The organism is Williamsia muralis, from assembly GCF_002735905.1.
Taxonomy (GTDB): domain Bacteria; phylum Actinomycetota; class Actinomycetes; order Mycobacteriales; family Mycobacteriaceae; genus Williamsia; species Williamsia muralis_A.
The window spans coordinates 345,916-369,517 of sequence record NZ_PEBD01000004.1; the positions used below are offsets into that span (position 1 = coordinate 345,916).

General features: G+C 64.6%; 22 protein-coding genes. 15 read left to right on the top strand and 7 right to left on the bottom strand.

The window, feature by feature from the left end; translation table 11 throughout:
• Positions 1 to 77 precede the first annotated feature (77 nt).
• Positions 78 to 1,250: an acyl-CoA dehydrogenase family protein gene (locus tag CSW57_RS02290; RefSeq protein WP_030169363.1), complete on the bottom strand. Its 1,173-nt coding sequence runs from the start codon at positions 1,248 to 1,250 to the stop codon at positions 78 to 80.
• A gap of 188 nt (positions 1,251 to 1,438) precedes the next feature.
• Between CSW57_RS02290 and CSW57_RS02295 the strand changes: the two genes are divergently transcribed.
• The 7 genes from CSW57_RS02295 to CSW57_RS02325 all read left to right on the top strand — a co-directional run bounded on the left by CSW57_RS02295 (position 1,439) and on the right by CSW57_RS02325 (position 7,837).
• Positions 1,439 to 2,119, top strand: coding sequence for a TetR/AcrR family transcriptional regulator (locus tag CSW57_RS02295; RefSeq protein ID WP_099381269.1), 681 nt, complete (start codon positions 1,439 to 1,441; stop codon positions 2,117 to 2,119).
• 271 nt (positions 2,120 to 2,390) lie between these two features.
• Positions 2,391 to 2,915: an MSMEG_0572/Sll0783 family nitrogen starvation response protein gene (locus tag CSW57_RS02300; RefSeq protein ID WP_099381270.1), complete on the top strand. Its 525-nt coding sequence runs from the start codon at positions 2,391 to 2,393 to the stop codon at positions 2,913 to 2,915.
• A gap of 96 nt (positions 2,916 to 3,011) precedes the next feature.
• Complete coding sequence (locus tag CSW57_RS02305; protein WP_099381271.1) at positions 3,012 to 4,067, top strand: MSMEG_0568 family radical SAM protein; 1,056 nt, start codon at positions 3,012 to 3,014, stop codon at positions 4,065 to 4,067.
• A 2-nt stretch (positions 4,068 to 4,069) separates the two neighbouring features.
• Positions 4,070 to 5,479, top strand: coding sequence for an MSMEG_0567/sll0787 family protein (locus tag CSW57_RS02310; RefSeq protein WP_099381272.1), 1,410 nt, complete (start codon positions 4,070 to 4,072; stop codon positions 5,477 to 5,479).
• A gap of 44 nt (positions 5,480 to 5,523) precedes the next feature.
• Positions 5,524 to 5,835 (top strand): MSMEG_0570 family nitrogen starvation response protein, encoded by a 312-nt coding sequence (locus CSW57_RS02315; RefSeq protein ID WP_099381273.1) that lies wholly within the window; start codon positions 5,524 to 5,526, stop codon positions 5,833 to 5,835.
• 50 nt (positions 5,836 to 5,885) lie between these two features.
• The gene (locus CSW57_RS02320) at positions 5,886 to 6,722 is read left to right on the top strand and encodes a carbon-nitrogen hydrolase family protein (RefSeq protein ID WP_099381274.1); all 837 of its coding nucleotides are present in this window, start codon (positions 5,886 to 5,888) and stop codon (positions 6,720 to 6,722) included.
• 41 nt (positions 6,723 to 6,763) lie between these two features.
• Positions 6,764 to 7,837: an MSMEG_0565 family glycosyltransferase gene (locus CSW57_RS02325; RefSeq protein ID WP_223248992.1), complete on the top strand. Its 1,074-nt coding sequence runs from the start codon at positions 6,764 to 6,766 to the stop codon at positions 7,835 to 7,837.
• A gap of 50 nt (positions 7,838 to 7,887) precedes the next feature.
• On the opposite strand, the gene CSW57_RS02330 is transcribed toward CSW57_RS02325, so the two are convergent.
• On the bottom strand, positions 7,888 to 8,214 hold the full coding sequence (locus CSW57_RS02330) for an HPr family phosphocarrier protein (protein ID WP_099381276.1): 327 nt from the start codon (positions 8,212 to 8,214) through the stop codon (positions 7,888 to 7,890).
• Positions 8,215 to 8,265: 51 nt separating this feature from the next.
• Positions 8,266 to 8,712, bottom strand: a complete 447-nt coding sequence (locus CSW57_RS02335; protein ID WP_099381277.1) for a GNAT family N-acetyltransferase — start codon at positions 8,710 to 8,712, stop codon at positions 8,266 to 8,268.
• Between the two features lie 211 nt (positions 8,713 to 8,923).
• Here CSW57_RS02335 and CSW57_RS02340 point away from each other — a divergent pair, with 211 nt between their 5' ends.
• Complete coding sequence (locus CSW57_RS02340) at positions 8,924 to 10,522, top strand: ABC-F family ATP-binding cassette domain-containing protein (protein ID WP_099381278.1); 1,599 nt, start codon at positions 8,924 to 8,926, stop codon at positions 10,520 to 10,522.
• 63 nt (positions 10,523 to 10,585) lie between these two features.
• Here the strand turns inward: CSW57_RS02340 and CSW57_RS02345 are convergent, their stop codons facing one another.
• On the bottom strand, positions 10,586 to 10,981 hold the full coding sequence (locus tag CSW57_RS02345; RefSeq protein ID WP_143696455.1) for a hypothetical protein: 396 nt from the start codon (positions 10,979 to 10,981) through the stop codon (positions 10,586 to 10,588).
• A 385-nt stretch (positions 10,982 to 11,366) separates the two neighbouring features.
• Positions 11,367 to 12,815: an MFS transporter gene (locus CSW57_RS02350; protein WP_099381280.1), complete on the bottom strand. Its 1,449-nt coding sequence runs from the start codon at positions 12,813 to 12,815 to the stop codon at positions 11,367 to 11,369.
• Between the two features lie 194 nt (positions 12,816 to 13,009).
• On the opposite strand from CSW57_RS02350, the gene CSW57_RS02355 reads away from it, so the two are divergent.
• From CSW57_RS02355 to CSW57_RS02370, 4 genes are all read left to right on the top strand, one after another.
• Positions 13,010 to 13,321 (top strand): metal-sensitive transcriptional regulator, encoded by a 312-nt coding sequence (locus CSW57_RS02355; RefSeq protein WP_099381281.1) that lies wholly within the window; start codon positions 13,010 to 13,012, stop codon positions 13,319 to 13,321.
• 113 nt (positions 13,322 to 13,434) lie between these two features.
• Positions 13,435 to 14,415: a hypothetical protein gene (locus tag CSW57_RS02360; protein WP_189339109.1), complete on the top strand. Its 981-nt coding sequence runs from the start codon at positions 13,435 to 13,437 to the stop codon at positions 14,413 to 14,415.
• Between the two features lie 33 nt (positions 14,416 to 14,448).
• A complete protein-coding gene (locus tag CSW57_RS02365) occupies positions 14,449 to 16,800 on the top strand; it encodes a heavy metal translocating P-type ATPase (protein WP_099381282.1) in 2,352 nt (783 codons plus the stop codon).
• Positions 16,801 to 16,964: 164 nt separating this feature from the next.
• Complete coding sequence (locus CSW57_RS02370; protein ID WP_099381283.1) at positions 16,965 to 17,177, top strand: heavy-metal-associated domain-containing protein; 213 nt, start codon at positions 16,965 to 16,967, stop codon at positions 17,175 to 17,177.
• Positions 17,178 to 17,305: 128 nt separating this feature from the next.
• Here CSW57_RS02370 and CSW57_RS02375 read toward each other — a convergent pair whose 3' ends face one another.
• On the bottom strand, positions 17,306 to 18,475 hold the full coding sequence (locus tag CSW57_RS02375; RefSeq protein ID WP_099381284.1) for a benzoate/H(+) symporter BenE family transporter: 1,170 nt from the start codon (positions 18,473 to 18,475) through the stop codon (positions 17,306 to 17,308).
• Positions 18,476 to 18,599: 124 nt separating this feature from the next.
• Here CSW57_RS02375 and CSW57_RS02380 point away from each other — a divergent pair, with 124 nt between their 5' ends.
• Complete coding sequence (locus tag CSW57_RS02380; protein ID WP_099381985.1) at positions 18,600 to 19,382, top strand: DNA-formamidopyrimidine glycosylase family protein; 783 nt, start codon at positions 18,600 to 18,602, stop codon at positions 19,380 to 19,382.
• Here the strand turns inward: CSW57_RS02380 and CSW57_RS02385 are convergent.
• Positions 19,345 to 20,622, bottom strand: coding sequence for an MFS transporter (locus CSW57_RS02385; RefSeq protein WP_099381285.1), 1,278 nt, complete (start codon positions 20,620 to 20,622; stop codon positions 19,345 to 19,347). The two genes, CSW57_RS02380 and CSW57_RS02385, sit on opposite strands and share 38 nt — an antisense overlap.
• Before the next feature lie 94 nt (positions 20,623 to 20,716).
• On the opposite strand from CSW57_RS02385, the gene CSW57_RS02390 reads away from it, so the two are divergent.
• A complete protein-coding gene (locus tag CSW57_RS02390) occupies positions 20,717 to 21,289 on the top strand; it encodes a TetR/AcrR family transcriptional regulator (protein WP_099381286.1) in 573 nt (190 codons plus the stop codon).
• Positions 21,290 to 21,464: 175 nt separating this feature from the next.
• Positions 21,465 to 23,414, top strand: coding sequence for an acyl-CoA thioesterase/BAAT N-terminal domain-containing protein (locus CSW57_RS02395; RefSeq protein WP_099381287.1), 1,950 nt, complete (start codon positions 21,465 to 21,467; stop codon positions 23,412 to 23,414).
• Positions 23,415 to 23,602: the final 188 nt, after the last annotated feature.

The window sequence follows — 23,602 nt, forward strand, 5'->3', positions numbered from 1 at the left end:
GGCAATCCTTCGTTAGTTGGTGCCGGGGGCGCTCGACGTCGGCATCAGGGATGAAGTCCGTAGATGGGGAGGTCGTGTCAGAGGCCGAGGATGGAGGACGCGATGATGGTTCGCTGAACCTCGGACGAGCCACTGTAGATCGAGACCTTGCGGTGGTTGAGGTACGTCGGAACGGTCTCTTGCGCCCAGTGCGGGGAGCCGATGTCCGCCGCGTCCACAGCCAGTGAGTCGACTCCCGCGAGGTCGGCCAGGATCTCGGTGGACGCCTGCTGTAGCTCGCTACCGCGGAGCTTCAAGACCGAGGAGACTGGATCGGGCTTGCCGTCTGCCGACGATGCCACCACCCGCAACTGTGTCAATTCCAGTGCGAGCAACTCGTTTTCGAGTTCGGCCAGGCGCGCGGCGAACAGGGGATCCTCCAGCAGGGTGCCGTCACCGACGGGTGTCTTCGCGGCCAGCTCCTTGGCCAGCGCGAGGCGGTTCTTGGTGATGCCCACCCGGGTGACACCTGTTCGTTCGTTGCCGAGCAGGAACTTCGCGTATCCCCAGCCCGCGTTCTCTTCGCCGACCAGGTTCTCCACCGGCACCCGGACGTTCTCGAAGAAGACCTCGTTCACCTCGAAGCCGCCGTCGACCAGTTGGATCGGCCTGACGGTGATGCCCTCGGTCTTCATGTCGATGAGCAGGAAGCTGATCCCCGCCTGGCGTTTCGGAGCATCGGGGTTGGTGCGCACCAGCGCGAAGATCCAGTCGGCGTACTGGGCCATGGTGGTCCAGGTCTTCTGACCGTTGACCACGTAGTGGTCGCCGTCGCGAACCGCACGGGTCTTGAGCGATGCCAGGTCGGATCCCGCCTCGGGCTCGGAGAAGCCCTGGCACCACCAGATGTCGAGATTGGCTGTGGCCGGGAGGAAACGCTCTTTGATCTCCTGCGAGCCGAAGTTGGCGATCACCGGGCCGACCATGTCGGTGTTGAACGCAAGGGGCTCAGGCACCGAGGCGAGGTTCATCTCGTTCTGCCAGATGTGTTTCTGCACGGGAGTCCAGTCGCGGCCGCCCCATTCGGAAGGCCACTTCGGCACTGCCAGACCGTGCTCGTTCAGGATCCGCTGAACCGTGATCATGTCGTCGGGGAAGTTCAGCGTGCCCGCGGCGGTCCGCTCGCGGATCTCCTTGGGGATCTCGGTGGTGAAGAAGGTCCGCATTTCCTCGCGGAAGGCAACTTCGTCGTCGCTCAGTTTGAGGTGCATTGTTCCTTGATACTCCCGATCGTGTGCGTGCGTAAGGAACTCCGACATGCTCCAACGCGATTTTTTATCGCGGCGCCACAGAGTTTTACTCGTCGGTCAAACAAAGCCGATTCTAGCTGATGAACGGTGCCGTGCCAAGGGCGAAGCGTGCGGACTGGAAGGCGCGGCGGTGACGTAAAATCGCTACCATGGCCAAAGTTCGGCAACGATCGGGTGCTGCGCCGTCCCGTCGCAGCAACGGAAACCGGCCGAGCGACGAACTACTCCTCGACGCAGCGCGAGATGTGTTCCACGCCAACGGCTATCACGCAACCTCCATGGAGGCCATCGCGCAGCAGGCCGATGCCACCAAGCCGACGCTCTACTCGCACTTCGGCAGCAAAGAGCAGCTCTACCGGGCGTGCCTGGTCCGGGAGGCCGACAAACTTCGCGAGTGGTTGTTCGCGGCATACGAGTCCGCCTCGGCATTGTCGATGGAGGAGCAGGTCAAGGCTGACATGGTGGCCTTCTTCCGCTACGCGTCAGAGCATCCTGCCGGCTTCGGGCTGCTCTTCGGTGATGTCACCTCCGGGCCCAATGCGGAGATCCGCGACGAGCTCGTGCTGAGCATCTCGGGGCAGATCGCCATGCGCATCCGTGCCTACTACACGTTGCGGGCTCTTCCCGCGCCCGAGCAGAGCGCCGAGCTCCTCGCCTCGATGCTGGCCGGCATCGCCATCCACGGCGGCCGGCAGGCCCTCGCCCTCGATCTCCCGCCCCACGAGGTCGGACTCTTTGCCACTGCGCTTGCACACGCGGGCCTCAAACATCTCGCACCTGTTCACATGGAGAACATCGACCGCATCGCGAGTGGTCTCCACGCGCAGTGACAGCGCGCGCACCGATGTGAACGGGTTTGCGGGCCCCACGAAATGCGGGATCCCCTGTGCGGGATGTCCCTGGCCATCGGGGTCTGACGCCCGTGCGACAGCGGTGATTACCGGCTCGTTACAGCGGTGAGACTCCTGCAGCACAGTGTTATTCCCTGGATAACCACCGGGAAACAGGCGACTTCTGTACTGGAACACGTAGCCCACCTCGGCTCTCGCTCATCGGCAATGCGGCCGAGGCGGCATCTATCTTCGCCCTCCAGGAGGACCCGTGTCCGATATAGATCAGTTGATTGCCGAGAATATCAAGAAGTCTGTGGCTGAGATCCCGCATCCGTCGTTGCCGAAGGGCAGCAACATTTATGGGGGGACGAAGTTGTTCCCGGACTATCAGGCTGAGGGTGGGGAGTCGTATTTCACGTTGGTTCACGGGATTGCGCATGAGTCGTCGGTGAGTTTTGTGGCGGTGTTGCAGGCGACGCGGGCGTTGCGCAAGGGGTTTGAGTCGGCGTTGTATTTCTATGGTCCTGGCGCGATCAATTGCCTGGCCACGCGCGGTTTCCCGACGACGGGCGATTCGGGTTTTCCGGGCGAGCAGAACATCAATGATTCGTTGGGGACGTTCATCGGTGAGGGTGGGACGGTGTACTGCTGTCGGTTCGGTTTGGCACTTCATGGTGGTCGTGAGGAAGATCTGATCGAGGGTGTGATTCCGGCTCATCCGCTTGATGTGCAGGATGCGTTGATTCATTACGCCCGTAAGGGTGCCATCATCAACTCCACGTACATGGTCTGAGGGCACTCCGATATGCCTGAATCGGAGACGGAGCGTAGCGGAGCTCGACCAGTTTCTGTGGAGACGGAGCGTAGCGGAGCTCGACCGGAATCAGCGTTGTCGGCGCGCGTGGATCTTGCGTTGCTCGGAGTCCGTGGTTCGTTGCCGGTCAGGCGTTCGGCTGGTGCGGGTCCGAGCGACGACGGTCATCTCGTCATCAACGGGATCAACGCAGCGATTCCGCGGAACCCGTTGAGTCCGTATGTCCTTGAGGGTGACCAAATCCTGCTGGATGGTTCGTCAGAAGACCTGGGGCTGGATGTGTCGGCCATCGATCGACCGGCGTTCTACGACCTACGCACCGATTCGGGCACGGAGTACGAGAAGATCGCCAAATTGCATGGCCGCGACGTCCTGGCGAGCACGGTCATGCAGACCTGCATCCGCTATGACCCGGCGCAGCGGTGTCGCTTCTGCACCATCGAGGAATCACTGCGTGCGGGAGCCACCGTGGCCGTGAAGAAGCCGGCCGAGCTCGCCGAGGTCGCCGAAGCGGCGGTGCGCCTGGACGGGGTGAAGCAGATGGTGATGACCACCGGCACGTCTGCGGCGAAAGACCGTGGTGCCAAGCATCTGGCGCGGTGTGTGCGAGCGGTCAAAGCAGTTGTCCCGCAACTGCCCATCCAGGTGCAGTGTGAACCTCCGGGCGACCTGGCGACGCTCACGGAACTGCGTGAAGCCGGCGCGGAGTCGATCGGCATCCACATCGAGTCCCTGGACGACGCGGTCCGCGCACGATGGATGCCGGGCAAGGCCACGGTGTCCATCGGCGAGTACCGGGCCGCATGGGCCGAGGCGGTGCGGGTGTTCGGCCGTAATCAGGTGTCCACGTACCTCCTCATCGGACTCGGTGAGGATCCCGACGAACTGGTCGACGGCGCACGCGAATTGATCGAGATGGGCGTGTATCCCTTTGTGGTGCCGTTCCGTCCACACCCGGGTTCACTTGCGGTCGATGTGGACTTCGCGCAGGCTCCGCGGGCGGATGTGGTCGAAGCCGTCACCCGGCGGGTTGCCAAGGAACTCACGGCTGCCGGCATGGCAGGTTCGGACCAGAAGGCGGGCTGTGCGGCCTGTGGCGCCTGCAGTGTTCTACAGAATGTGGGTGGTTGACGATGCGTACCGAAACCAGGGATCTGTCCATTCTCACCGGTCCGCGGCGCGTCATCGCCCCCGGTGGGTTCATGATCCAACCTGCCGACTCGGCGGCACAATTGGCGTCGTATCGAGCTTTGCGTCACGACGCGTTCGTGCGTACACAAGAACTCTTCACCCATACCGATCGCGATGACCTCGACGACGATCCGCGCACGGTGGTGTTGTGTGCGGTGGCCGACGACGGAACAGTACTCGGCGGCGTGCGTTTGGCCCCGGCCACCGGCGACGACATCGGCTGGTGGACGGGAAGCAGGCTGGTGGTACTTCCCACCGATCAGGCACGCGGGGTGGGGCCTGCGCTGGTACGCGCGGCGTGCGCCTACGCCGAGAATGCAGGCGTCTTGCGGTTCGATGCGGCGGTGCAGGTGCGTTACCGCTCGATGTTCGCATCACTCGGGTGGGACCACACCGGGGAGGTGGACGTAGCAGGTACCGCGCATGCGGCAATGCGCTGGCCGATCAACAAGATCGAGCGCCTGGTCGCGGGGACGAAGGCGATGCTCGCCGACGTGCTGGCGCCGTTGTCCGGTCATGCTTCCGGCCTGGGCCCCGCAGGCTTCCGAGGAGATGACGGCAGCCCCGTGCCCGGCACCGACATGATCGCCGCATGCGACGCCATCATCCCGTCGATGGTGGAGCGAGACCCTGAATGGGCCGGCTGGTGCGCAGTTCTCGTCAACCTCAACGATCTGTCGGCGATGGGTGCCACGCCCGTCGGACTGCTCGATGCGGTGGGGGCGCCGACCCGCTCACAGCTGACGCGCATCATCCGGGGAATGGCGAAAGCCGCTGAGGCGTGGAATGTCCCGGTACTCGGTGGTCACACCCAGTCAGGGGTGCCGGCGTCGTTGTCGGTGACCGCTCTGGGCCGGACAGGCTCGCCGGTGCCGGCCGGCGGGGGGAGGGTGGGACACACCCTACGTCTCACTGCCGATGTGGGCGGCGGATGGCGCCCCGGTTACGCAGGGCAACAATGGGATTCGACGTCCTCTCGTCGGCCGGACGAACTCGAGCGGATGGGCACCTTCATCCGGGGAGCCGCGCCGGCCGCGGCCAAGGACGTCAGTATGGCGGGTCTGGTCGGCACCACGGGAATGCTCGCCGAGGCCAGCGGCACAGGAGCGATACTCGACGTCGCCGCCATACCGCGGCCGGCAGGTGTCACGGTGGGGGAATGGGTCACCGCGTTCCCCGGCTTCGCGATGATCACCGCCGATGATCCCGGACGGGCCATACCCGATGCCGGACCGGCGATCTCGGCGACGTGTGGTCGGTTGACCGACACCCCAGGTGTCGGTTTGCGCTGGCCGGACGGTGCCGTCACGAGCGCCGTGCACAGCACTGTGACCGGGTTGGGAGCAGCATGAGTCAGAGTACGAACCACCGACACATCGAGCCGAGGTCCTGACCCATGCCTGAGATGACCTTCACCGTGCGCTGGCCGAACGGAACCGAACAGCAATGCTATTCGCCGTCTTTGGTGATGCACGACCACCTCGAGGTGGGTGGGCGTTACCCCGTACCGGAGTTCGTCAGCCGCACCACACGGGCCCTCACCGAGGCGAGTGACCGGGTACGTGCGAAGTTCGGGTTCGCATGCACGTCGGCTGCCGCGCAGATGTCGGAGATCCGCGCGGTGTCGCACCGGATGCCCGAAGGTGCCGTCGAGGTGCTCGCGATGACCGGTGCTGATCTCATCGAGCCCAAGACCGCCGGGCGATGACTTCGGCGAGCATCGCGCCCACATCTGCCGCGGTTCACTAGTCTTCTCCCATGCCACCCATCCGTGTTGCCGCACTGGCAGCCCACTTCGGTCGGGACGTCGAACGTGCGGTGAGCAAGATCGTCGGCATCATCGAAGCGGCCTCTCGAGACAACGTCGATCTGCTTGTGCTGCCCGACGCGTCACTCGGCGGCTACATCGGTGATCTCCGGGCACCGGATGTGGATCACCTCCCTCCTGCGGTGGCCATCGAAGGACCGGAGATGGCTCGAATCGCTGAGGCCGCAGGACCGATGACGGTGTGCGTCGGTTACACCGAAGATGTTGACGGGCAACGCTACAACGCGGCCGCATGCCTGTCCGGCGACGGCGTACTCGGTGTGCACCGCAAAGTTCATCAGCCTGCGGGTGAATCGCTGGCCTACTCCGCAGGCGATCACTTCGGTGCGTTCGACACTCCCGTCGGCCGGATCGGGATGCTGATCGACTACGACAAGACGTTTCCCGAGGCCGCGCGCACCTTGGCGCTCGACGGTGCCCGGATCATCACCGCGCTGTCGGCCTGGCCCGCCAGCGTGACCGACCGTGCCTCACGGCTTCCCAACGACCGGCAATCTCGTCTGTTCGATCTGTACGACGCGGCGCGGGCCGCCGAGAATCAGGTGGTGCTGGTCTCGTCGAATCAAACAGGAGTGATGGGTAAGTTGCGGTTCCTCGGCCAGGCGAAGGTTGTCGGTCCCGGCGGGGAAGTGCTCGCCAAGACGTGGGCGAAAGGAGGAATGGCTGTGTGCGACATCGACATCGATGCGGAGGTCGACCGGGCGCGCCGTGTGCTTCATCATCTCCGAGAACGTCGGGTGGACACCTACTGGCGGGACGAGTCGTGACGGCGGCATGGGCCGGCGAGCGACCGCCGAGAATCTCCCTCGTGACCTACTCGACCAAGCCTCGCGGTGGTGTTGTGCACACCCTCAATCTCGCGGAGGCACTGGCGCATGCCGGCGCGGAGGTCACGGTCTGGTCATTGGCCAGGGGTGGCGATCCAGGGTTCTTCCGGCCGGTGGATCCGGCTGTCACGGTTCGCCTGGCGCGCTTCGCCGATCGCGACGGCGACACCGTCACCGACCGGATCGTGCGGTCGATCGAGGTGCTGCGGGCCGAATTCGACCGTGACGCAGCCGATATCGTGCACGCGCAGGACTGCATCAGCGCGAATGCGGTCGGACGGTGCATCCGCACCATTCACCATCTCGACCAGTTCACCACCCCGGTTCTCGCGGCGTGCCACGAAAAGGCGATCGTCGAACCCTACGCGCGGATCTGTGTGTCGGCAGCGGTCGCACGGGAGGTTCACGAAGGGTGGGGATACCGGCCGGTTGTCATCCCGAACGGGGTTCAGTCCGCCCGGTTCGCGGCGGCCGCAGGTGACTCGTCCGAAGCCGTGGCCGGGCGCGCCCGCTGGCGATCGCGGCTGGGCCGGTACGTGCTCGCGGTCGGGGGCATCGAGCCGCGCAAGGGCAGCATCGACCTGCTCGACGCCCATGCGCTGATGGTTCGCGAGCACCCCGATCTGAAACTCGTGTTCGCCGGCGGAGAGACCCTGTTCGACTACCGGGGTTACCGCGCGGAGTTCGACCAGCGGATGGCGGACCTGGGCACCTCACCGATCGTGCTCGGCCCTGTCGACGACAGCGAGTTGCCCGCACTGGTGGCCGAGGCGTCGGTCTTCGCCTTCCCTTCCACCAAGGAGGGGTTCGGGCTGGCGGCGATGGAAGCGCTCGCGGCCGGGACCCCTGTGGTCACGCGCGACCTACCAGTGCTCCACGAAGTGTTCGGCGACACGGTTCGCTACGCCGCCACCCCTGCCGATCTGGCATCGGAGCTGAGCGCCGCGCTCACACCCGATCCGAGCCGCGTGGCCCGTGGCCGCACTCTTGCGGCCGGCTTGACCTGGGCGCATGCGGCCAGACAACACCTCGAGTTCTATCGACGACACGGCTGACGGTCGACCATGCCAGACCGTCTGCGCGGATCGGTGCCGGCCTGCCCCGGTCAGCGCCCGCCGAAGGAGAACCGGCGTCGTCGGCGACTCTTCGGTGATTCGGGAACGGTCATGGATTGGAAGTAGTCGACCATCGCGACCAGTGCCCGGCGTTCCTCGGCGTCGTTGTGGGTAGGCCCTTCGCCGACAGTGATCGCGACCGGTGTGCCTCGATGGATGTCGAGCTCGTCCCAGCACAGGGCCAGACAATTAGCATTCACCCGGCGTCGATCGACCACCAGCATGATCTTGGTGTCGAACTCCGAGGTCTTCCAGGAGATCTTCTCAGCAGCGTCGAATGTCAGCGTTCCGGCTGATTCGAAGTCCTGTAGATACATCGGGCACTTTCCGTGGCTGGCAGTTACCCCATCGAGGGTAACCACCGACGGTCACAGTGTCCGGGAAAAGTAGACCCTCTCGAACCCGTCCACGGTGGCCCGGTGGGTCTCCCGGAAACCCCGCCGTGGGTAGTACTGCAGGTTCTCGGTCATTGCCACGTTCGTGTGGAGCCGTAATTCACCGAGTCCACACGAGCGCGCGTGGTCGGCCGCAAACTCCAGCAGCTGCGAACCCACACCCAGTCCGCGTGCCGATGGCGAGACCGCGAGATTGTCGAGCAACAGGTGGTCGTCCTTCGCCGTCAACGCGATGGTGCCCATGGCATCGCCGTCACGGTCGGCCACCCACACCGAGCCTTGTCCGATCAACGACGTGTAGTCGGTCGACATGGGCCCGGGTCGTGCGCCGATCCGCTCGATGTAGGGCTCGAAGGACACCGCGATCAACTGCGTCAACGCGTCGGCATCGTCGGGCCGGGCCGGACGGATCGTCGTCATGAGAACAGTCTGCCAACACCGGAGAGGCCAGAAAAGCAGTTGCGCCGCTCGCCAACGTCCCGCACACTCGATCACGTTCTGTTCCCGGCAGTGAGGAATGCAGTGAAGACAGTCGACGGCCCCGCGTCCTAGCGCGCCGACCTGTCTCGACCGCTGCCATCAAGCGGTCATCGAGTTGGTGCGTCTTCCACCACTCACCCCTGGGAGCCACATGCGCCCGAACACCGAATCAGCCGTTGTCCTACGTGAGATCTCTTTCGACTGGCCCGACGGCACGCCCGCCCTGTCCGACGTCACAGCAACCTTCGGGCGTGGCCGCACCGGACTCATCGGTGCAAACGGCAGCGGCAAGTCGACGTTGCTCGGGCTCATCGCCGGGCAGATGACACCCACGTCGGGATCGATCGACGTGGTCGGTGAAACCTCCTATCTGCCACAAACTCTGACACTGCAGGTGCACAGTACGGTCGCCGATCTGCTGGGCATCGGTGACCGGGTCGATGCACTCAGGGCGATCGAGGCCGGAGACACCTCCCCTGAACTCTTCGACGTCGTGGGCGATGCCTGGGACATCGACACCCGTGCCGAACATGCGCTGCACCAAGCGGGCCTGCAAGGCATCGAACTGGGCCGCGAGGTGGGCACGTTGTCAGGCGGCGAATCGATGCTCGTTGCCATCGCCGGTCTGTGGTTGGCGGCTGCACCCATCACTCTGTTGGACGAGCCGACCAACAACCTCGACCGTGATGCCCGCCGGCGTATGTACGACATGGTGCGCGCCTGGCCCGGCACGCTGTTGGTGGTCTCACATGACCCGGCGTTGCTCGAGCTGATGGACACCACCGCTGAGTTGCGGGAGAACTGGATCACCCTGTTCGGCGGCCCGCTCAGTGAGTACCGCGAATACGTCCGACATCGACAGGAGGCGGCCCACCGGGATCTGCGGGTGGCCGAACAGAAACTGAAAACCGAACAGCGACAACGAGTCGAGGCCGAAATCAAACTCGCCCGCCGGGCCCGGTCCGGCCGGAAAGACGCCACGGACGGGAACCTGCCGAAGATACTGTTGGGCAAACGCAAACGCGCCGCCGAGAACACCGCCGGCCGCGTTCGGACACAGGCCGCCGACAAGGTTCGCGAAGCCCGCGAGGCCATTGACACGGCGAATGAGTCCATCCGCGATGATCGCCACATCCGCATCGAACTGCCTGATCCGGATGTGCCCGCCGGCCGGCGCCTGGCCGAGATACGTTCGGCTACCGGAACCATTGTCATCCAAGGTCCCGAACGTGTCGCCATCACCGGGCCCAATGGAGCAGGCAAGACAACGCTCCTGCGGACGATGTGGGGAGTCGAGCCGGCCGTCGGCGATGCGCACATGGTGGCTCACACGGATCGGGTCGGTTATCTGGCACAGCGTCTCGACGACCTCGACCCGTCCGAGAGCGTCCTCGACACGGTCAGCGCCGCCGTCCCGGGCGTCGATCCGGAAACGATCCGCGGGCGCCTCGCCCAATTCCTCCTCCGCGGGGACGCGGTGGAACGGCTGATCGGCGACCTGTCCGGGGGCGAGCGCTTCCGGGTTGCCCTGGCGCGGTTGCTCCTTGCGTCACCACCCATTCAATTGCTGGTGATGGACGAGCCGACCAACAATCTCGACATGGACAGCGTCGACCAGCTCGTCGAGGCGTTGTCGGGCTTTCATGGGGGGCTACTCGTGGTCAGTCACGACGAAGACTTCTTGTCCCGGCTCGGGGTCACCCGGTCGTTGTCGTTGCGGTCGGGCGACGTCACCTCGGTTGGGGTGTGACCGGTCCTGGGCACGACGCCCGAGGGGTGTGGTACAGGCGAGCAACTGCCAGTACGCCCGAGATCAGCTCCGCGGCAACGGTTTGAGACTCGCAGCGAGACGTTCGGGATCGGCCACATCGGGAACCCATTCGGTCCCTTCGTAGTCAAAGACGATGTCGATCGTGGCGGTTCCGCGATCGATTGTCACCAGACACTTCTTCCAGGGCGGTGCGTCGGGCGGACGCATGGCCTGTTGCAGCTTGTGCGCGGTCGCCAACGGTTCTATGCCGTCGGGGCTCGCGGCTTCCCAGTCCCCGGCCGAATACACGTAGCCGAACATCTGCTTGCGGCGATCGAGGTTGATTACAAGCGCAAGCTGATCCCACGGTTCGGATCGGTAGAACTGATCACCCACGATGTCGTTCCCCAGTTGATGGACGAGGGCGTCGGCGGCTTCGGAACCGAGAGATCGGGCCATGCCGGCAGACTGCACCCTGGCGCAGGTATTTTCAACACGTAGGTGAGGGAATTACCGGGATTCGTCTGCCGTGCCCGAATCGCGGAACCTTCAGGTGCGAGTAAGCCTGCGGTCCTGAGTCTCCGTCGACCCCGCTGCCGCTTAGTTCCTGGGGGGCGTGCAGTGTGCTGGTGTTGTGGGTGGGGTGGTGATTGCGGTGAGTGCGCAGCCGATGAGGCACTTGACAATGCGGCGTGCGGTGGTGGACGTGCTGACGGTGATCACACTGCGGCCGATGGCTGTGACGAACGGCATGGAGGGGCCTTTCTCGGGGACTCAGGGCGTGTGTTGTTCCCCGGTCTGGCAGAGCGTTTGGGTAGTACGCCCTGCCAGACCCGGGTCGCGGTCAGGTTGCGCTTGTGGCGGCGTCGGCAGGGGCTGCACCGGCGTTGGGTTTCGGTGTGCGGATGGTGACGAGTGCTAGGGCTGCACCAGCTAGTGCGATAGCGGCTGCGCCCAGGAACGCTGCGGAAAATCCGTCGGTGAGTGCTGCCTTGTTTCCGAGTTGGTCAGCTCCGTACGCGGCGGCGACTGCGGTCATTGCGGCGAGTCCTAGTGCGGAACCGACCTGATAGCTGGTGTTGACGATGCCGGAGGCCAGGCCGCCTTCTTCGGGTCGTGCTGCGGAGATGGCCGTACTCAGCGAGGGGATGAACGCAAGGGACATGCCGAGCGCGGCGACCAGCGATGCGGGCAGGACGTCGATCCAGTAGTTGCCGTTGGGGCGTGCGAGTGAGAGCCAGCCCAGACCCAGGGCCAGTATCAGCAGCCCGACCACGATCGGCACTTTGAGTCCCAACGTGCCGATGACTTTGGGTGCGAGAACGATCATGCCCAGCATGATGAGGCCGGTCATGGGCAGAAGTGCTGCTCCGGATGGGAAGGCGTTGTAGCCGAGCACTTGCTGCAGATAGAGGTTGAGGAAGAACCACATCGGGATCCACGCGGCGCCGAGTAGTAGCTGGGCGAGGTTGGCCGCCCCCAGGTTGGGGGTTCGGAAGATCGATAGTCGCATGAGTGGGTCACGCGTTTTGGCTTGGGAGACGAAGAAGGCGATCAGGAGCAGGGCGGCGATACCGAGGGCCACCCATGTTTCGCTTGAGTTCCAGCCGGACTCAGGGGCGCGAACGATGCCATAGACCGCAGCCGCCAGACCGAGAGTCACTGTGAGCGCACCGAACAGATCGATCGATCCGCCCCCGCCCATGGCGCCGCTGGGCATCAGGGCCCGAGTGGCCAGGAGTGCGATGACCGCAATGGGGATGTTGATGTAAAAGACCCAGGGCCATGAGGCGTATTCGGTGAGTACGCCACCGAGAAATACACCAGCAGTGCCGCCGGCGGGAGCAGCGGCGCCATAAAGCGCCAACGCTTTGGTGAGTTCTTTGGGGTTGGACCCGAACAGCATCATCAGCAGGGTCAGTGCTGATGGTGCGATGAGAGCTGCGCCCATGCCCTGGACGACGCGGCCGGTGAGCTCGACACCGACGTTGCCGGCAATGCCGGCGACGAAGGAACCCAGCAACAAAATGACCCACCCGGTGGCGAACATACGTCGAGCACCGAACAAGTCGGACAGTCTGCCGCCGAGCAGCAGCAACCCGCCGAAAGCGACGACGTAGGCATTGAAGACCCACGACAGGTTGTGCTGGGTGAAGCCGAGGTCGGCCTGCATTTCAGGTAGCGCGACTCCGATGATGGAGGTGTCCATGATGACCATGAACTGCGCGGTGGCAATCAGTGCGAGTGCCCACCACCGGGCGGTGCCCGCAGATGGTGCGGTTGGCGATGACATTTGTACTCCGTACTAGTAGGGGGTATACGACCGTGGCCTGACCGGGTTTCTTGGTAGCGCAGGAATGCTGACCCGTTCAGAATCCATACCCTATAGGGGTATGGTGTACTCTACAACAGGTACCCCATGGGGGTACCAATTGCAGCCGCTCGGGCTGGCAGCTGAGGACCGAACATGGCAGAGGGACAACAGATATGAACGACCAAGACCAATACCAGGACAGCGAGCGCGGATATCTGCACGGCAAGGACGACTACCTCAAGCGCTTGCGCCGCATCGAGGGCCAAGCCAGGGGAGTACACCGGATGGTGGAGGAGGAGCAGTACTGCATTGACGTCCTCACGCAGATCGCCGCACTGACCAAGGCCCTGCAGTCGGTATCACTCGGTTTACTAGATGAGCACCTGGCTCACTGTGTCGTTCGGGCAGCGGCTGTTGGCGGACCGGACGCCGGGCACAAGCTCAGGGAAGCCTCGGATGCGATCGCTCGACTCGTCAAATCTTGACTCGCGCAGGATCGTTCGTAACCTCCCATTGGGAGCACGTCACCATGAACACCTCCACCTCCACCTACGCCGTTGCCGGCCTCAAACGTAGATAAGCAGGAGCCCGGAACATTATGGATACCCCTTTCAAACTAGGCGGGTTCGCTGTAGCAACGGCTGCGGTACTCGCACTGTCCTTCGGCGTAGGCAACGCCATCGGACCAATCGGACAGAACGCCAACAACACTCACCACGAAGGCGGAAGCGACATGAAAGACACCACAGCACACGGCCCATCAGGGCACGGGGGGAACGCCGCGGCTCAACCGGGCGGCCTCATGGTTTCCGAGCACGGGTACACACTCGAGCTTGATTCCACGGTCTTGTCCAGCGGCACAACCGAAGTAACGTTCGGCATCACCGGACCCGACGACCAGCTGGTCACGCGCTATGAGAGCACCCACGACAAGGACCTGCATTTCATCGCTGTCCGACGGGACAGCACGGGGTTCCAGCACGTGCACCCAACAATGGACGCCCAAGGTAGATGGACGACCACGTTGGACCTGACTGCGGGGGTGTGGAGGTTCTACGCCGACTTCCGCCCAGCAGGGCACGAACGGACGATGACGCTGGGTATCGACGCCTTCGTTGCCGGCGGATACGAACCACAGCCGATTCCAGCGCCCGCCCAAACCGCACAGGTCGGCGAGTACACGGTTAACCTCGACGGTAATTTAATCCCCGGTGCGCCAAGCGAACTCACACTGACCGTGACCAGGACAGGGCAGCCGGTAACGGATCTGCAACCGTATCTGGCCGCGTATGGCCACCTGGTCGCGTTGCGCGTCGGCGACCTGGCCTACCTCCATGTTCACCCCGACGGTGAGCCTGATGATGGCGTGACGAAACCGGGACCCGACATCACCTTCGTCGCCACCGCACCATCACCGGGCATGTATCGGTTATTCCTCGACTTTCGGCATGACGGTGTGGTCCGCACCGCTGAGTTTTCCGCGCAGGCCGCGGCCCAGCAACACGCCGCGGCAGTGCCGACACCTACACACACGTCTGTAACACCAAATCCTGGGCAGCTCGATGGCCACCAGCACTGACACCTGCCCGGCCCTGAGGAGAAAGGTGCTTGAATGACCACGACGGGGAAGACCACACCAACCGATATTGGTAGTCACGTCGAGCTTGCGATCGGTGGCATGACGTGCGCGTCGTGTGCGAATCGCATTGAACGCAAACTGAACAAGCTGGACGGCGTGAATGCCACCGTCAACTATGCGACCGAGAAGGCAAAGGTCACCTACGCCGAGGGCATCGAAACCGAGGCGTTGATCGATGCAGTCAAGTCCGCCGGCTACAGCGCGCACGTGCCCAAGGCCACGACAACAACCGAGGACCAAGACGACGTCGCCGAACATGGTCAAGACGCGTCCATCCGGGCGCTGCGTACTCGGGTGATCGTCTCGGCCGTCCTCACGATCCCGGTGATCGCCCTCGCAATGGTTCCGGCCCTACAGTTCACCTACTGGCAGTGGCTCTCGCTCACCCTGGCTGCGCCGGTTATCGTGTGGGCCGGATTGCCGTTCCACAAAGCCACCTGGACCAACTTCAAACACGCCACCGCCACGATGGACACGCTCATCTCCATGGGCACCGGCGCAGCCCTGTCATGGTCGCTCTACGCGTTGTTCTTCGGCACAGCCGGCGAACCTGGCATGACGCACCCATTTGAGCTCACCACCGCCCGCAGTGACGGTGCGGCAAACATCTACCTCGAGGTCGGCGCGGGAGTCGTCACGTTTATCTTGCTCGGCCGCTACTTCGAGGCCCGGTCCAAGCGACGCGCCGGCGCGGCACTACAAGCGCTGTTACAACTCGGCGCCAAGGAAGTCTCGGTCCTACGCAACGGATATGAAAAGCGAATGAGCATCGACGACCTCGTCGTCGGAGACAGATTCGTCGTCCGGCCGGGGGAGAAGATCGCCACCGACGGCACAATCGTCGAAGGAACATCGGCGGTCGATGCATCGATGGTCACCGGCGAATCGGTACCCGTCGAGGTCGCGGCGGGAGACACGGTCGTCGGCGCCACCGTCAACGCTGGTGGCCGACTCGTGATCGAAGCCACTCGTGTCGGTGCCGATACCCAACTCGCGCAGATGGCTCGGCTGGTAGAGGGCGCACAGAATGGCAAGGCCCAGGCACAACGGTTGGCAGACAAGATCTCTGGCATTTTCGTGCCCATAGTGATCGTCCTGGCCATCGCGACGTTCGGGTTCTGGGCCGGGACGGGCGGCAGCATTGCCGCCGCGTTCACTGCCTCCGTCGCCGTACTCATCGTTGCCTGCCCCTGCGCGTTGGGGCTGGCAACACCGACCGCCCTCATGGTCGGCACCGGACGGGGCGCTCAACTGGGCATCCTCATCAAGGGACCCGAGGTACTCGAAACAACTCGACGCGTGGACACCGTGGTCCTCGACAAGACCGGAACCGTCACCACCGGCCACATGACCCTGACCAAGGTCATTCCTGCGAACGGTGAGAATCGCAGGAATCTACTGCGGTATGCAGGAGCCCTCGAGAACGCCTCCGAGCACCCGATCGCACACGCCATCGCCGCAGGTGCGGTCGACCAGGTCGGAACACTGCCCGCCGTCGAGGACTTCGCCAACATAGAAGGACTTGGCGTCCAGGGCATCATCACCGACGGTGAATCCACCCACGCAGTACTGGTCGGCCGACCCCAATTGCTCGCCGAATGGTCCCAACACCTGCCCCCGAACCTGGAAGCGGCGATGACCGCTGCCGCGGAGAACGGGCAGACTGCAGTCGCGGTCGGCTGGGACGGCAAAGCACGAGGGGTCCTGGTCGTAGCGGATGCGATCAAACCCACCAGCGCCGAAGCGATCCGGCAGTTACGCGACCTCGGACTGACTCCAATCCTGCTCACCGGCGACAACGCCACCGTCGCGGCGTCGGTTGCTGCGGCAGTCGGAATCGACCCCGGCCCCGACGCCGTGATCGCGGACGTCATGCCAGCAGACAAAGTGGCGGTAATCGAACGTCTCCAGAATGAGGGCAAAGTCGTGGCCATGGTCGGTGACGGCGTCAATGATGCTGCCGCCCTGGCCCAAGCTGACCTCGGCCTAGCAATGGGCACCGGCACAGACGTGGCAATCGAAGCGTCCGACCTCACCCTCGTCCGCGGCGACCTGCGTGCTGCAGCGGACGCGATCCGCCTGGCCCGCAAAACACTCGCCACCATCAAGGGAAATCTGTTCTGGGCGTTCGCCTACAACGTTGCAGCGCTACCACTGGCTGCCGCTGGACTGCTCAACCCGATGCTCGCCGGTGCCGCCATGGCGCTCTCCTCGGTGTTCGTGGTCTCCAACAGTCTGCGTTTGCGCAACTTCAAAGCCATTAACCAGGAGCCACCACCCGTTGCTGCAGACGTCAGCGTCGAACAGTCGTCAGTCAACGCCTGACACACAGCTTCCCGCGCTTCTGATTGAACAGCTCACGCTGCTCGTTCGAACGCCGGAAAACCCTGCCACCGCTCTACTGCGCAACTGATCTGAGCGTAGGCAGCATCACCCAACCGCCCACGCAACACCCAGCCTGGGTTAATCCCGTCAACGAAAGGCGTTTCATGCCCACCACACGTACCTACCTCGTCAGCGGAATGACATGCCAAAGCTGCGCCCGCAAAGTCGCCAGCACCGTCGAGCAACTCCCCGGAATCAGCAACCTCGACCTCGACCTGACCACCGGGGTAATCACACTCACCAGCGATAACCCGATCAACGACGCCGACGTCCAACATGCAGTCGAAAACGCAGGGTATCGGCTCGCCGAGAACTGAACCCAGGCCGGCACTCCCAAGCATCTCGCCTGTTTTCCAGGCTTAGGCCATCGGGCTGGCACCCGGCGACAGGCGAGATGCAGAGGGACCATCAGGCAACCTTGTCACGTGCCCGCCCATTGGACGGCTCACGATGTTGTGGCCGGGGGAGAGGTCACCTCAGCTTGGGGTCGCAGCGTGCCGTAGACCACCAATCCTGCGACAAGTGCCCAAAATGCCGAGCCGATGCCCAGGACCGAAAAGCCCGCGGCCGCAACCACAAACGTCAGTACTGCCGCAGTTCGCGAGTTCTCGTCCCGGAGACTGGTCGCCAGAGCGACGGCCAGGGTGTCCAGGAGCGCCAGTCCGGCAACGGTTTCCACCACACCGGCGGGTGCCACGGCAACCAACGCCGTGATGGCCGCGGAGCCGACGCCGAGGATCAGGTACATCGGGCTGCCGGTGGCGGCGGCGATCCATCGCCGGCGGGGATCGGGATCTGCGCTCGGTGCGGCGGACAAGGCGGCGCTGATTGCCGCCAGATTGGCTGCGTGCGCGCCTGCCGGCGCGGCGACAGCGGTACCGATGCCTGTCGTGAGCATTGCAGCGCGCCAGGGGATCTTGTAGCCGAAGCTGGCCATCACCGCCGTGCCGGGGAGGTTCTGGGAGGCCATCGTGACGATGTAGAGCGGTATCGCGATACCGACGGCTGCCTGCCACGTCCATTCGGGCTGTACGAACTGCAATCGTGGGATGAGCGAGTCGGCAGACACGGACTTGTCCGAGGTCGCCAGGACCACTGCGATCACCGCCGCGGCCGTCGCAAACGCTGCCGGCACGGCCCAGCGTTTGGCGTAGCGGGTGAGCACCAGCCACACCACCACCACCGGCGCAATCGCCAGCGGTTCGCCGGCGAAAGCGCGCACGGGCTCCAGACACAGGGGCAGCACGATGCCCGCGAGCATTGCTTGGGCGATGGACACCGGAATCGCCTGTACAAACGAGCCGAGCCGCGGCCACAGTCCGGTCGCCACCACCATCACCCCGACGAGGACGAAGGCCCCGATCGCCGCAGCGAAGCCTCCGTCCGGGGCTGCCGTGCCGGCGAGCAGTGCCGCCCCCGGCGTCGACCATGCGAGCGTGATCGGCATCCGATATCGCAGGGACAGGAACGCGATCCCGATCGACATCACCAGACACAGGGCGAACAGCCCGGAGGCGGCTTGCTCGGAAGACGCACCGACCGCCCGCAATCCGGTTAGCACCACGGCAAACGAGCTGGTGAAACCGACAAGTGCGGTGACGACACCGGCGATCATCGGTTGTCCGTAGGACACGCGTGCCTCTCGATCCGGCGGGGACTGGGTAGCCCCATCGTAGGATGCGCCGCCTTGCGCGGCCGTTCACCCTGGCCCGGCCGTGGGATGGGGTATCAATGGATTCATGCCCGAAGGTGACACCGTCCATCAGGCAGCCGGCCGGCTGCATCGCGCACTCGCCGGAAAAGTGTTGACGCGCTGCGATGTTCGGGTGCCGCGATACGCAACCGTGGATCTCAGTGGCAGAACGGTGGATGAAGTGATCGCCCGCGGCAAACATCTGCTCATCCGTGTCGGTGACCGCACCGTACATTCACATCTGAAGATGGAGGGTCGCTGGGACATCTACGCCAAAGGTGCGCGCTGGCGCCGGCCCGGGTTCAAGGCGAGGATCATCCTCGAGACCGAAAAGGTGCAGGCCGTCGGTTTCGAACTGGGCAAACTGGAGATCTTGCGGCGCGACCACGAGGACGAGGCGGTGGGCCACCTGGGCCCCGACCTGCTGGGGCCCGATTGGAATGCACAAACTGCCGTCGACCACCTGGCCGCCGACCTCACACGGCCGATCGGGCTGGCGCTACTCGATCAGCGCAACCTGGCCGGCATCGGCAACGTCTTTCGCGTGGAGATGTGTTTTCTGAGGCGGGTACATCCGGCGGTTCCCACGGGTGAAGCGGGCGACTTGGCCGAGTGGGTTGACCTCGCCAAGCAGCTACTCGAATACAACCGCACGCGGGCGAACCGGGTCACCAACGTGGATCGCAATGGCGAGCGATTCTGGGTCTACGGGCGCGCCGGGCGATCCTGCCGTCGCTGCGGCACCACGATCGAACGGGGAGATCTCGGTGGGAACGCCGACCTCGACCGCGTCATCTACTGGTGTCCGACGTGTCAGCCGCCGCCGTGACGAGTTCGCCGTCGATTGCAAGCACGAGTGGCGAAGACGTCTGCCGCTCGGTCCGTGCACGCCAGATCGCCGCGCCTGCAGCCAGAATCACCATCGCCAGGACGAAGAGGCCATAGCCGACAGCAGTGGGTCGCAGGCCGACATGGATCACGGCGAACCCGGCGACGACGGCCGGAATGCTGAATGCGGTGTAACTCACGATGAACAGGGTGGAGAACACCTGGCCTCGGGCGGCGGGGTCGGTGACCGCGATCAGTGTAGCCATCACGCCGACAAACGTTGCGCCGAAGCCGAACCCGGCGACCACCGAACCTGTGGCATAGGCCGGCACGTTGGCCGTCAGCGTCGCGACAAGGCTGACGATCAGTCCGGTACCGAGCGTGCTCAGACCGACGGCCAGTTTGCGGTGGGCGCCCCACCCCGATGCGACGGCCGAGCCGAGTGCACCCGACCCGAAGAACGCCCCGATCATCAGGCCGGCCACCATGTGATTCTCCAGGCCGAGGATGCTCGCGACGATCGACGAACCCAGCGAAAGATAAAGGCCACCAAGGGACCACGTGGCGAACATGGCCGGGGTCGCAGCCAGAAAAGCTCCGCGCACGGCGGGCGGCAGACTCGCGTTGGGGCGCACAACCTTCCACAGATGGCGGCGGGAGGTGAAGCCGGTGCGAGGTGACGTCTCCGGGACGAACACGACGGCCGCTGCCACGAGCACAAACGTGGCGACCAACAACAGGAACACCAACTCGCGAGGCATCGGCGCGTATTGCACGAGAATCCCCGCCCCGACGGCGCCGAGGGCCAATCCGCCTGGAGGAGAAGCGGAGCTGGCGATCGAACCCGCCCGTGGGGTGGGCTGCAGATCGACCAGGGCAGCGCTCAGTGTGCCGGTGATGGCCCCGGCAGCAAGACCCTGCAGAACTCTGGCGGCGATCAGCATCGGAACGCCGTCAGCAAAGGCGAACATCAGCATCGAACCGGTAAGGACCGCTAGCGCACCGAGGATCACCGGTCGCCTGCCCACGTGATCGGACAGTGATCCGACGGTCAGCAAACCCGCGAGCAGCGCAATGACGTAGACGGCGAAGATCACGGTCAGCGTGAACGACGAAAAGCCCCACAGCTCTTGATAAACCGGATACAGCGGCGAGGGAGCGGCGGCACCGAACATCACGGCGATGGTGGTGACGATGATCAGCCGAAATGCTGCCTTCGAACCCAGGGTGGGTCGGTGCATGACATCTCCCAACGGTTAAAGCAACGATGTTTGCTTTTGGAGACGGTAGCACCATCTGGCGGATTAAAGCCACCCGATTTGCAATAATGGTCGCATGAGCGCACCCGCACGATCAACAGCTCCACGCCGACCTGGCGGTCGGAGTGCTCGCGTGCAGTCCGCTGTCTACGCCGCCGTCGGTGAACTCGTGAGCCAGGGATACCGCGAGACCATGACGATTCCCCAGGTCGCCGAACGCGCCGGGGTGAACCCCACGAGCATCTACCGGCGCTGGGGCGTGATGGACGCTCTGCTCGAAGAGGTCGCCGTTGCGGCACTGACCAAGAACGAACCGCTCCCCGACACCGGCAGCATCGCCGGAGACCTTCGCGCCTGGGCGACGGTGATCGTCGACGACATCACCCGCCCCGAGCGGACGACGTACCTGCGAGCGATGGTCGGGGCCCGCAAGGAGATAGGTACATGTCCTTGCTGGGACACCCGTGACGCCCAACTGCAGTCGATGATCGAACGCGCACGAAGCCGCGGGGAGAAGGTGCCGTCGGCGCGACGGGCTCTCGACCACATCGTCGCTCCGCTCTACCACCACGTGGTCTTCGGTCTCCCGGCTGACCGCGCCTACGCCGATCGGCTGGTCGAAGACGTGCTCGCGATGGGTGAGGCCTGAGGCAAGCGTGCCGCCTCCGCGCTGAAAACCGGGCTCAGGGCGCCTCATTGGCTTAGTGTTTATTTCTCCGAGGCACTGTGGCGGCGGGTTCGTTCGGTGACCGCGAGACCGCGACGAATCCGACCCGACTGATCGCTGCGGTGGGAGCGGCAACCGAACAGGTAGGGGAAGCAACGTGGGATTTGTGATCGGGTTCGCGCCCTGGATTCTGTTCTGGGTTCTGGTGGGTAACGCGGGTTTCCTGACGGCGGTACTCGTTGCCTTCGCACTGACCATCGCAGGTCAGGTCTTCCAGCGCTGGCGTGGCGAGCCCTTCCGCTCTCTCGAGGTCGGCACGATCGTCGTCTTCGTGCTGCTGGTGATCGCCGCCCTCACGCTCGACGACAACGTCCTCGAGCGCTGGCTGCAGCCGCTGTCGAATCTCGGCCTGTTTCTCATCGCTCTCGGTGGTGTCCTGCTCGGCCGGCCGTTCGTCCGTGAGTACGCCGAGGACTCGGTGGATGCGAAGACTGCCACCACCGACGGATTCCGCTACATCACCAACGCCATGACGTGGATGTGGGTGGCGGCCTTCGGTGCAATGACCTTGCTCTCGATCGTCCCTCCGCTCGTCGACGGCGACGCGACGATCAAGGACGACGGCGACGCACTCTCGATCATCTGTTATTGGGTGGCGCCCTTCACCTTGCTCGGCATTGCCGGGGTGGTGTCGTCGGTGTTCCCGAACTGGTTCGAGACGCGTTCGGTGGAGGTGTCCGACCGGGACGCAGGTGCGGAGACGATCGTGGATCAGCCGTCGCCCGCTCCCGACACCACGGACGGTCTGGCGATCACCGCGCCGAGCTCGTCCCGGCACGACGAGAGTTTCGGCGTGCAGCTCACCGGTGCCGAACCCGGTGTCCGCGTAGAGATCGACGCCAGTGGGACCGACCTGTTCGGTCGCCGATGGCGCGCACAGGCAGCCCTCACGTCATCGGCCGACGGCACCGTCGATGTCGCGCGGGATGTCCCGATCGAGGGGGACTGGTCGGTCGCCGATCCGGACGCACCACTGTGGGCGATGCGGCCCGACATCTCCGACTCCACGGCGCCGGACCTGTTCGTTCCCCCGGTCGGTCCCTGGCACGTGACCATCGAGGCGACCTCCACCGGAAGGTCGGCCCGGCGGACGGTGTCGAGATTCCCGTCCGAGGTCGGCGTCGACGTGCGCGAGCTACAGATCGGCGGACGAGCGGCTCTCCTGGCGACGCCGGGTGGCACCGCGCCCGACGCGGGCTGGCCCGCGGTTGCCTGCTTCGGCGGGTCCGAAGGCGGGGTCGACTCGCAGCGCGCGACCATCGCGACGCTCGCCTCCAACGGCTTCGCAGCGCTGGCCTACTCCTGGGTCGACGAGTCGACGGCACACGCCGAGGCGCCGCTGGCCCACATCCCCCTCGAGCGGTTCGCCGACGCGGTCGCCACGTTGACGTCGCTGCCCGGGATCGACAGCGCGCGGATCACGGCGATGGGCATCTCGAGGGGTGCCGAAGGACTGCTCGCCGCGGCCACGGTCACGCAGCTGCCGGTGAGCGGTCTCGTGTTGATCAGTCCGAGCTCGGTGTCGTGGCAGGCCATCGGACCCGACGGCGAGATACCAGACACCCCCACCTGGACATCGGGTGGGCAGGCCGTCCCATGGGCACCTCTACCGACCGGTTCCCTGATGCCTCAGCTCATCCGCAATGCGTGGCGGGTCCATCGAGACATCGCACACGGCCGCCCGAGTCTGCTCAAGCTGCACGACGCGTACGCCGCAGGTCTCGACGAGCTCGGACCCGTCACCAGCTCACCGGCCCGACTACGGAGCGAGGTCATCGACGTGCCCCTGCTCTGTATCTCCGGAACCGATGACCATCTGTGGCCCTCCGAGCGAATGGCCGATGAATTGCTCGCCGCCCGCAACCATCCGCTGGACCAGCACGTGCGGCTGGAGAATGCGGGCCATCTGATTCGACTCGGGATGTTCCCGGGCACCGCGCAGTGGAGCACAGGCATCGACTTCGGAGGCACCGCCGCCGGTCAGGGCCAGGGACAACGGGCAGCGACGACGGCTGTTCTCGGCTTCCTCAGCGGGGTCTTCGTCTGACGTTCCGCCTACGGTGAAGTTGCTTGGTCTGGGGACGGTCCACCTTGCACTCGGCACCTGTGAGTGCTAAAACGGGAGCTGGCACTCACCAACCGTGAGTGCCAGGTCGGGACGGTGAGATCGGTCCTAGACACGACCGGTCGTCCGTCGCGGGCACCGAATCCGGCCAACGAACTTCAGTGTCACCC

Coding starts and splice junctions, on each gene's coding strand:
- CSW57_RS02290 (WP_030169363.1), bottom strand. CDS start 1,250: ATGCACCTCAAACTGAGCGACGACGAAGTTGCCTTCCGCGAGGAAATG.
- CSW57_RS02295 (WP_099381269.1), top strand. CDS start 1,439: ATGGCCAAAGTTCGGCAACGATCGGGTGCTGCGCCGTCCCGTCGCAGC.
- CSW57_RS02310 (WP_099381272.1), top strand. CDS start 4,070: ATGCGTACCGAAACCAGGGATCTGTCCATTCTCACCGGTCCGCGGCGC.
- CSW57_RS02315 (WP_099381273.1), top strand. CDS start 5,524: ATGCCTGAGATGACCTTCACCGTGCGCTGGCCGAACGGAACCGAACAG.
- CSW57_RS02320 (WP_099381274.1), top strand. CDS start 5,886: ATGCCACCCATCCGTGTTGCCGCACTGGCAGCCCACTTCGGTCGGGAC.
- CSW57_RS02330 (WP_099381276.1), bottom strand. CDS start 8,214: ATGTATCTACAGGACTTCGAATCAGCCGGAACGCTGACATTCGACGCT.
- CSW57_RS02335 (WP_099381277.1), bottom strand. CDS start 8,712: ATGACGACGATCCGTCCGGCCCGGCCCGACGATGCCGACGCGTTGACG.
- CSW57_RS02340 (WP_099381278.1), top strand. CDS start 8,924: ATGCGCCCGAACACCGAATCAGCCGTTGTCCTACGTGAGATCTCTTTC.
- CSW57_RS02345 (WP_143696455.1), bottom strand. CDS start 10,981: ATGGCCCGATCTCTCGGTTCCGAAGCCGCCGACGCCCTCGTCCATCAA.
- CSW57_RS02350 (WP_099381280.1), bottom strand. CDS start 12,815: ATGTCATCGCCAACCGCACCATCTGCGGGCACCGCCCGGTGGTGGGCA.
- CSW57_RS02355 (WP_099381281.1), top strand. CDS start 13,010: ATGAACGACCAAGACCAATACCAGGACAGCGAGCGCGGATATCTGCAC.
- CSW57_RS02360 (WP_189339109.1), top strand. CDS start 13,435: ATGGATACCCCTTTCAAACTAGGCGGGTTCGCTGTAGCAACGGCTGCG.
- CSW57_RS02365 (WP_099381282.1), top strand. CDS start 14,449: ATGACCACGACGGGGAAGACCACACCAACCGATATTGGTAGTCACGTC.
- CSW57_RS02370 (WP_099381283.1), top strand. CDS start 16,965: ATGCCCACCACACGTACCTACCTCGTCAGCGGAATGACATGCCAAAGC.
- CSW57_RS02375 (WP_099381284.1), bottom strand. CDS start 18,475: ATGATCGCCGGTGTCGTCACCGCACTTGTCGGTTTCACCAGCTCGTTT.
- CSW57_RS02380 (WP_099381985.1), top strand. CDS start 18,600: ATGCCCGAAGGTGACACCGTCCATCAGGCAGCCGGCCGGCTGCATCGC.
- CSW57_RS02385 (WP_099381285.1), bottom strand. CDS start 20,622: ATGCACCGACCCACCCTGGGTTCGAAGGCAGCATTTCGGCTGATCATC.
- CSW57_RS02390 (WP_099381286.1), top strand. CDS start 20,717: ATGAGCGCACCCGCACGATCAACAGCTCCACGCCGACCTGGCGGTCGG.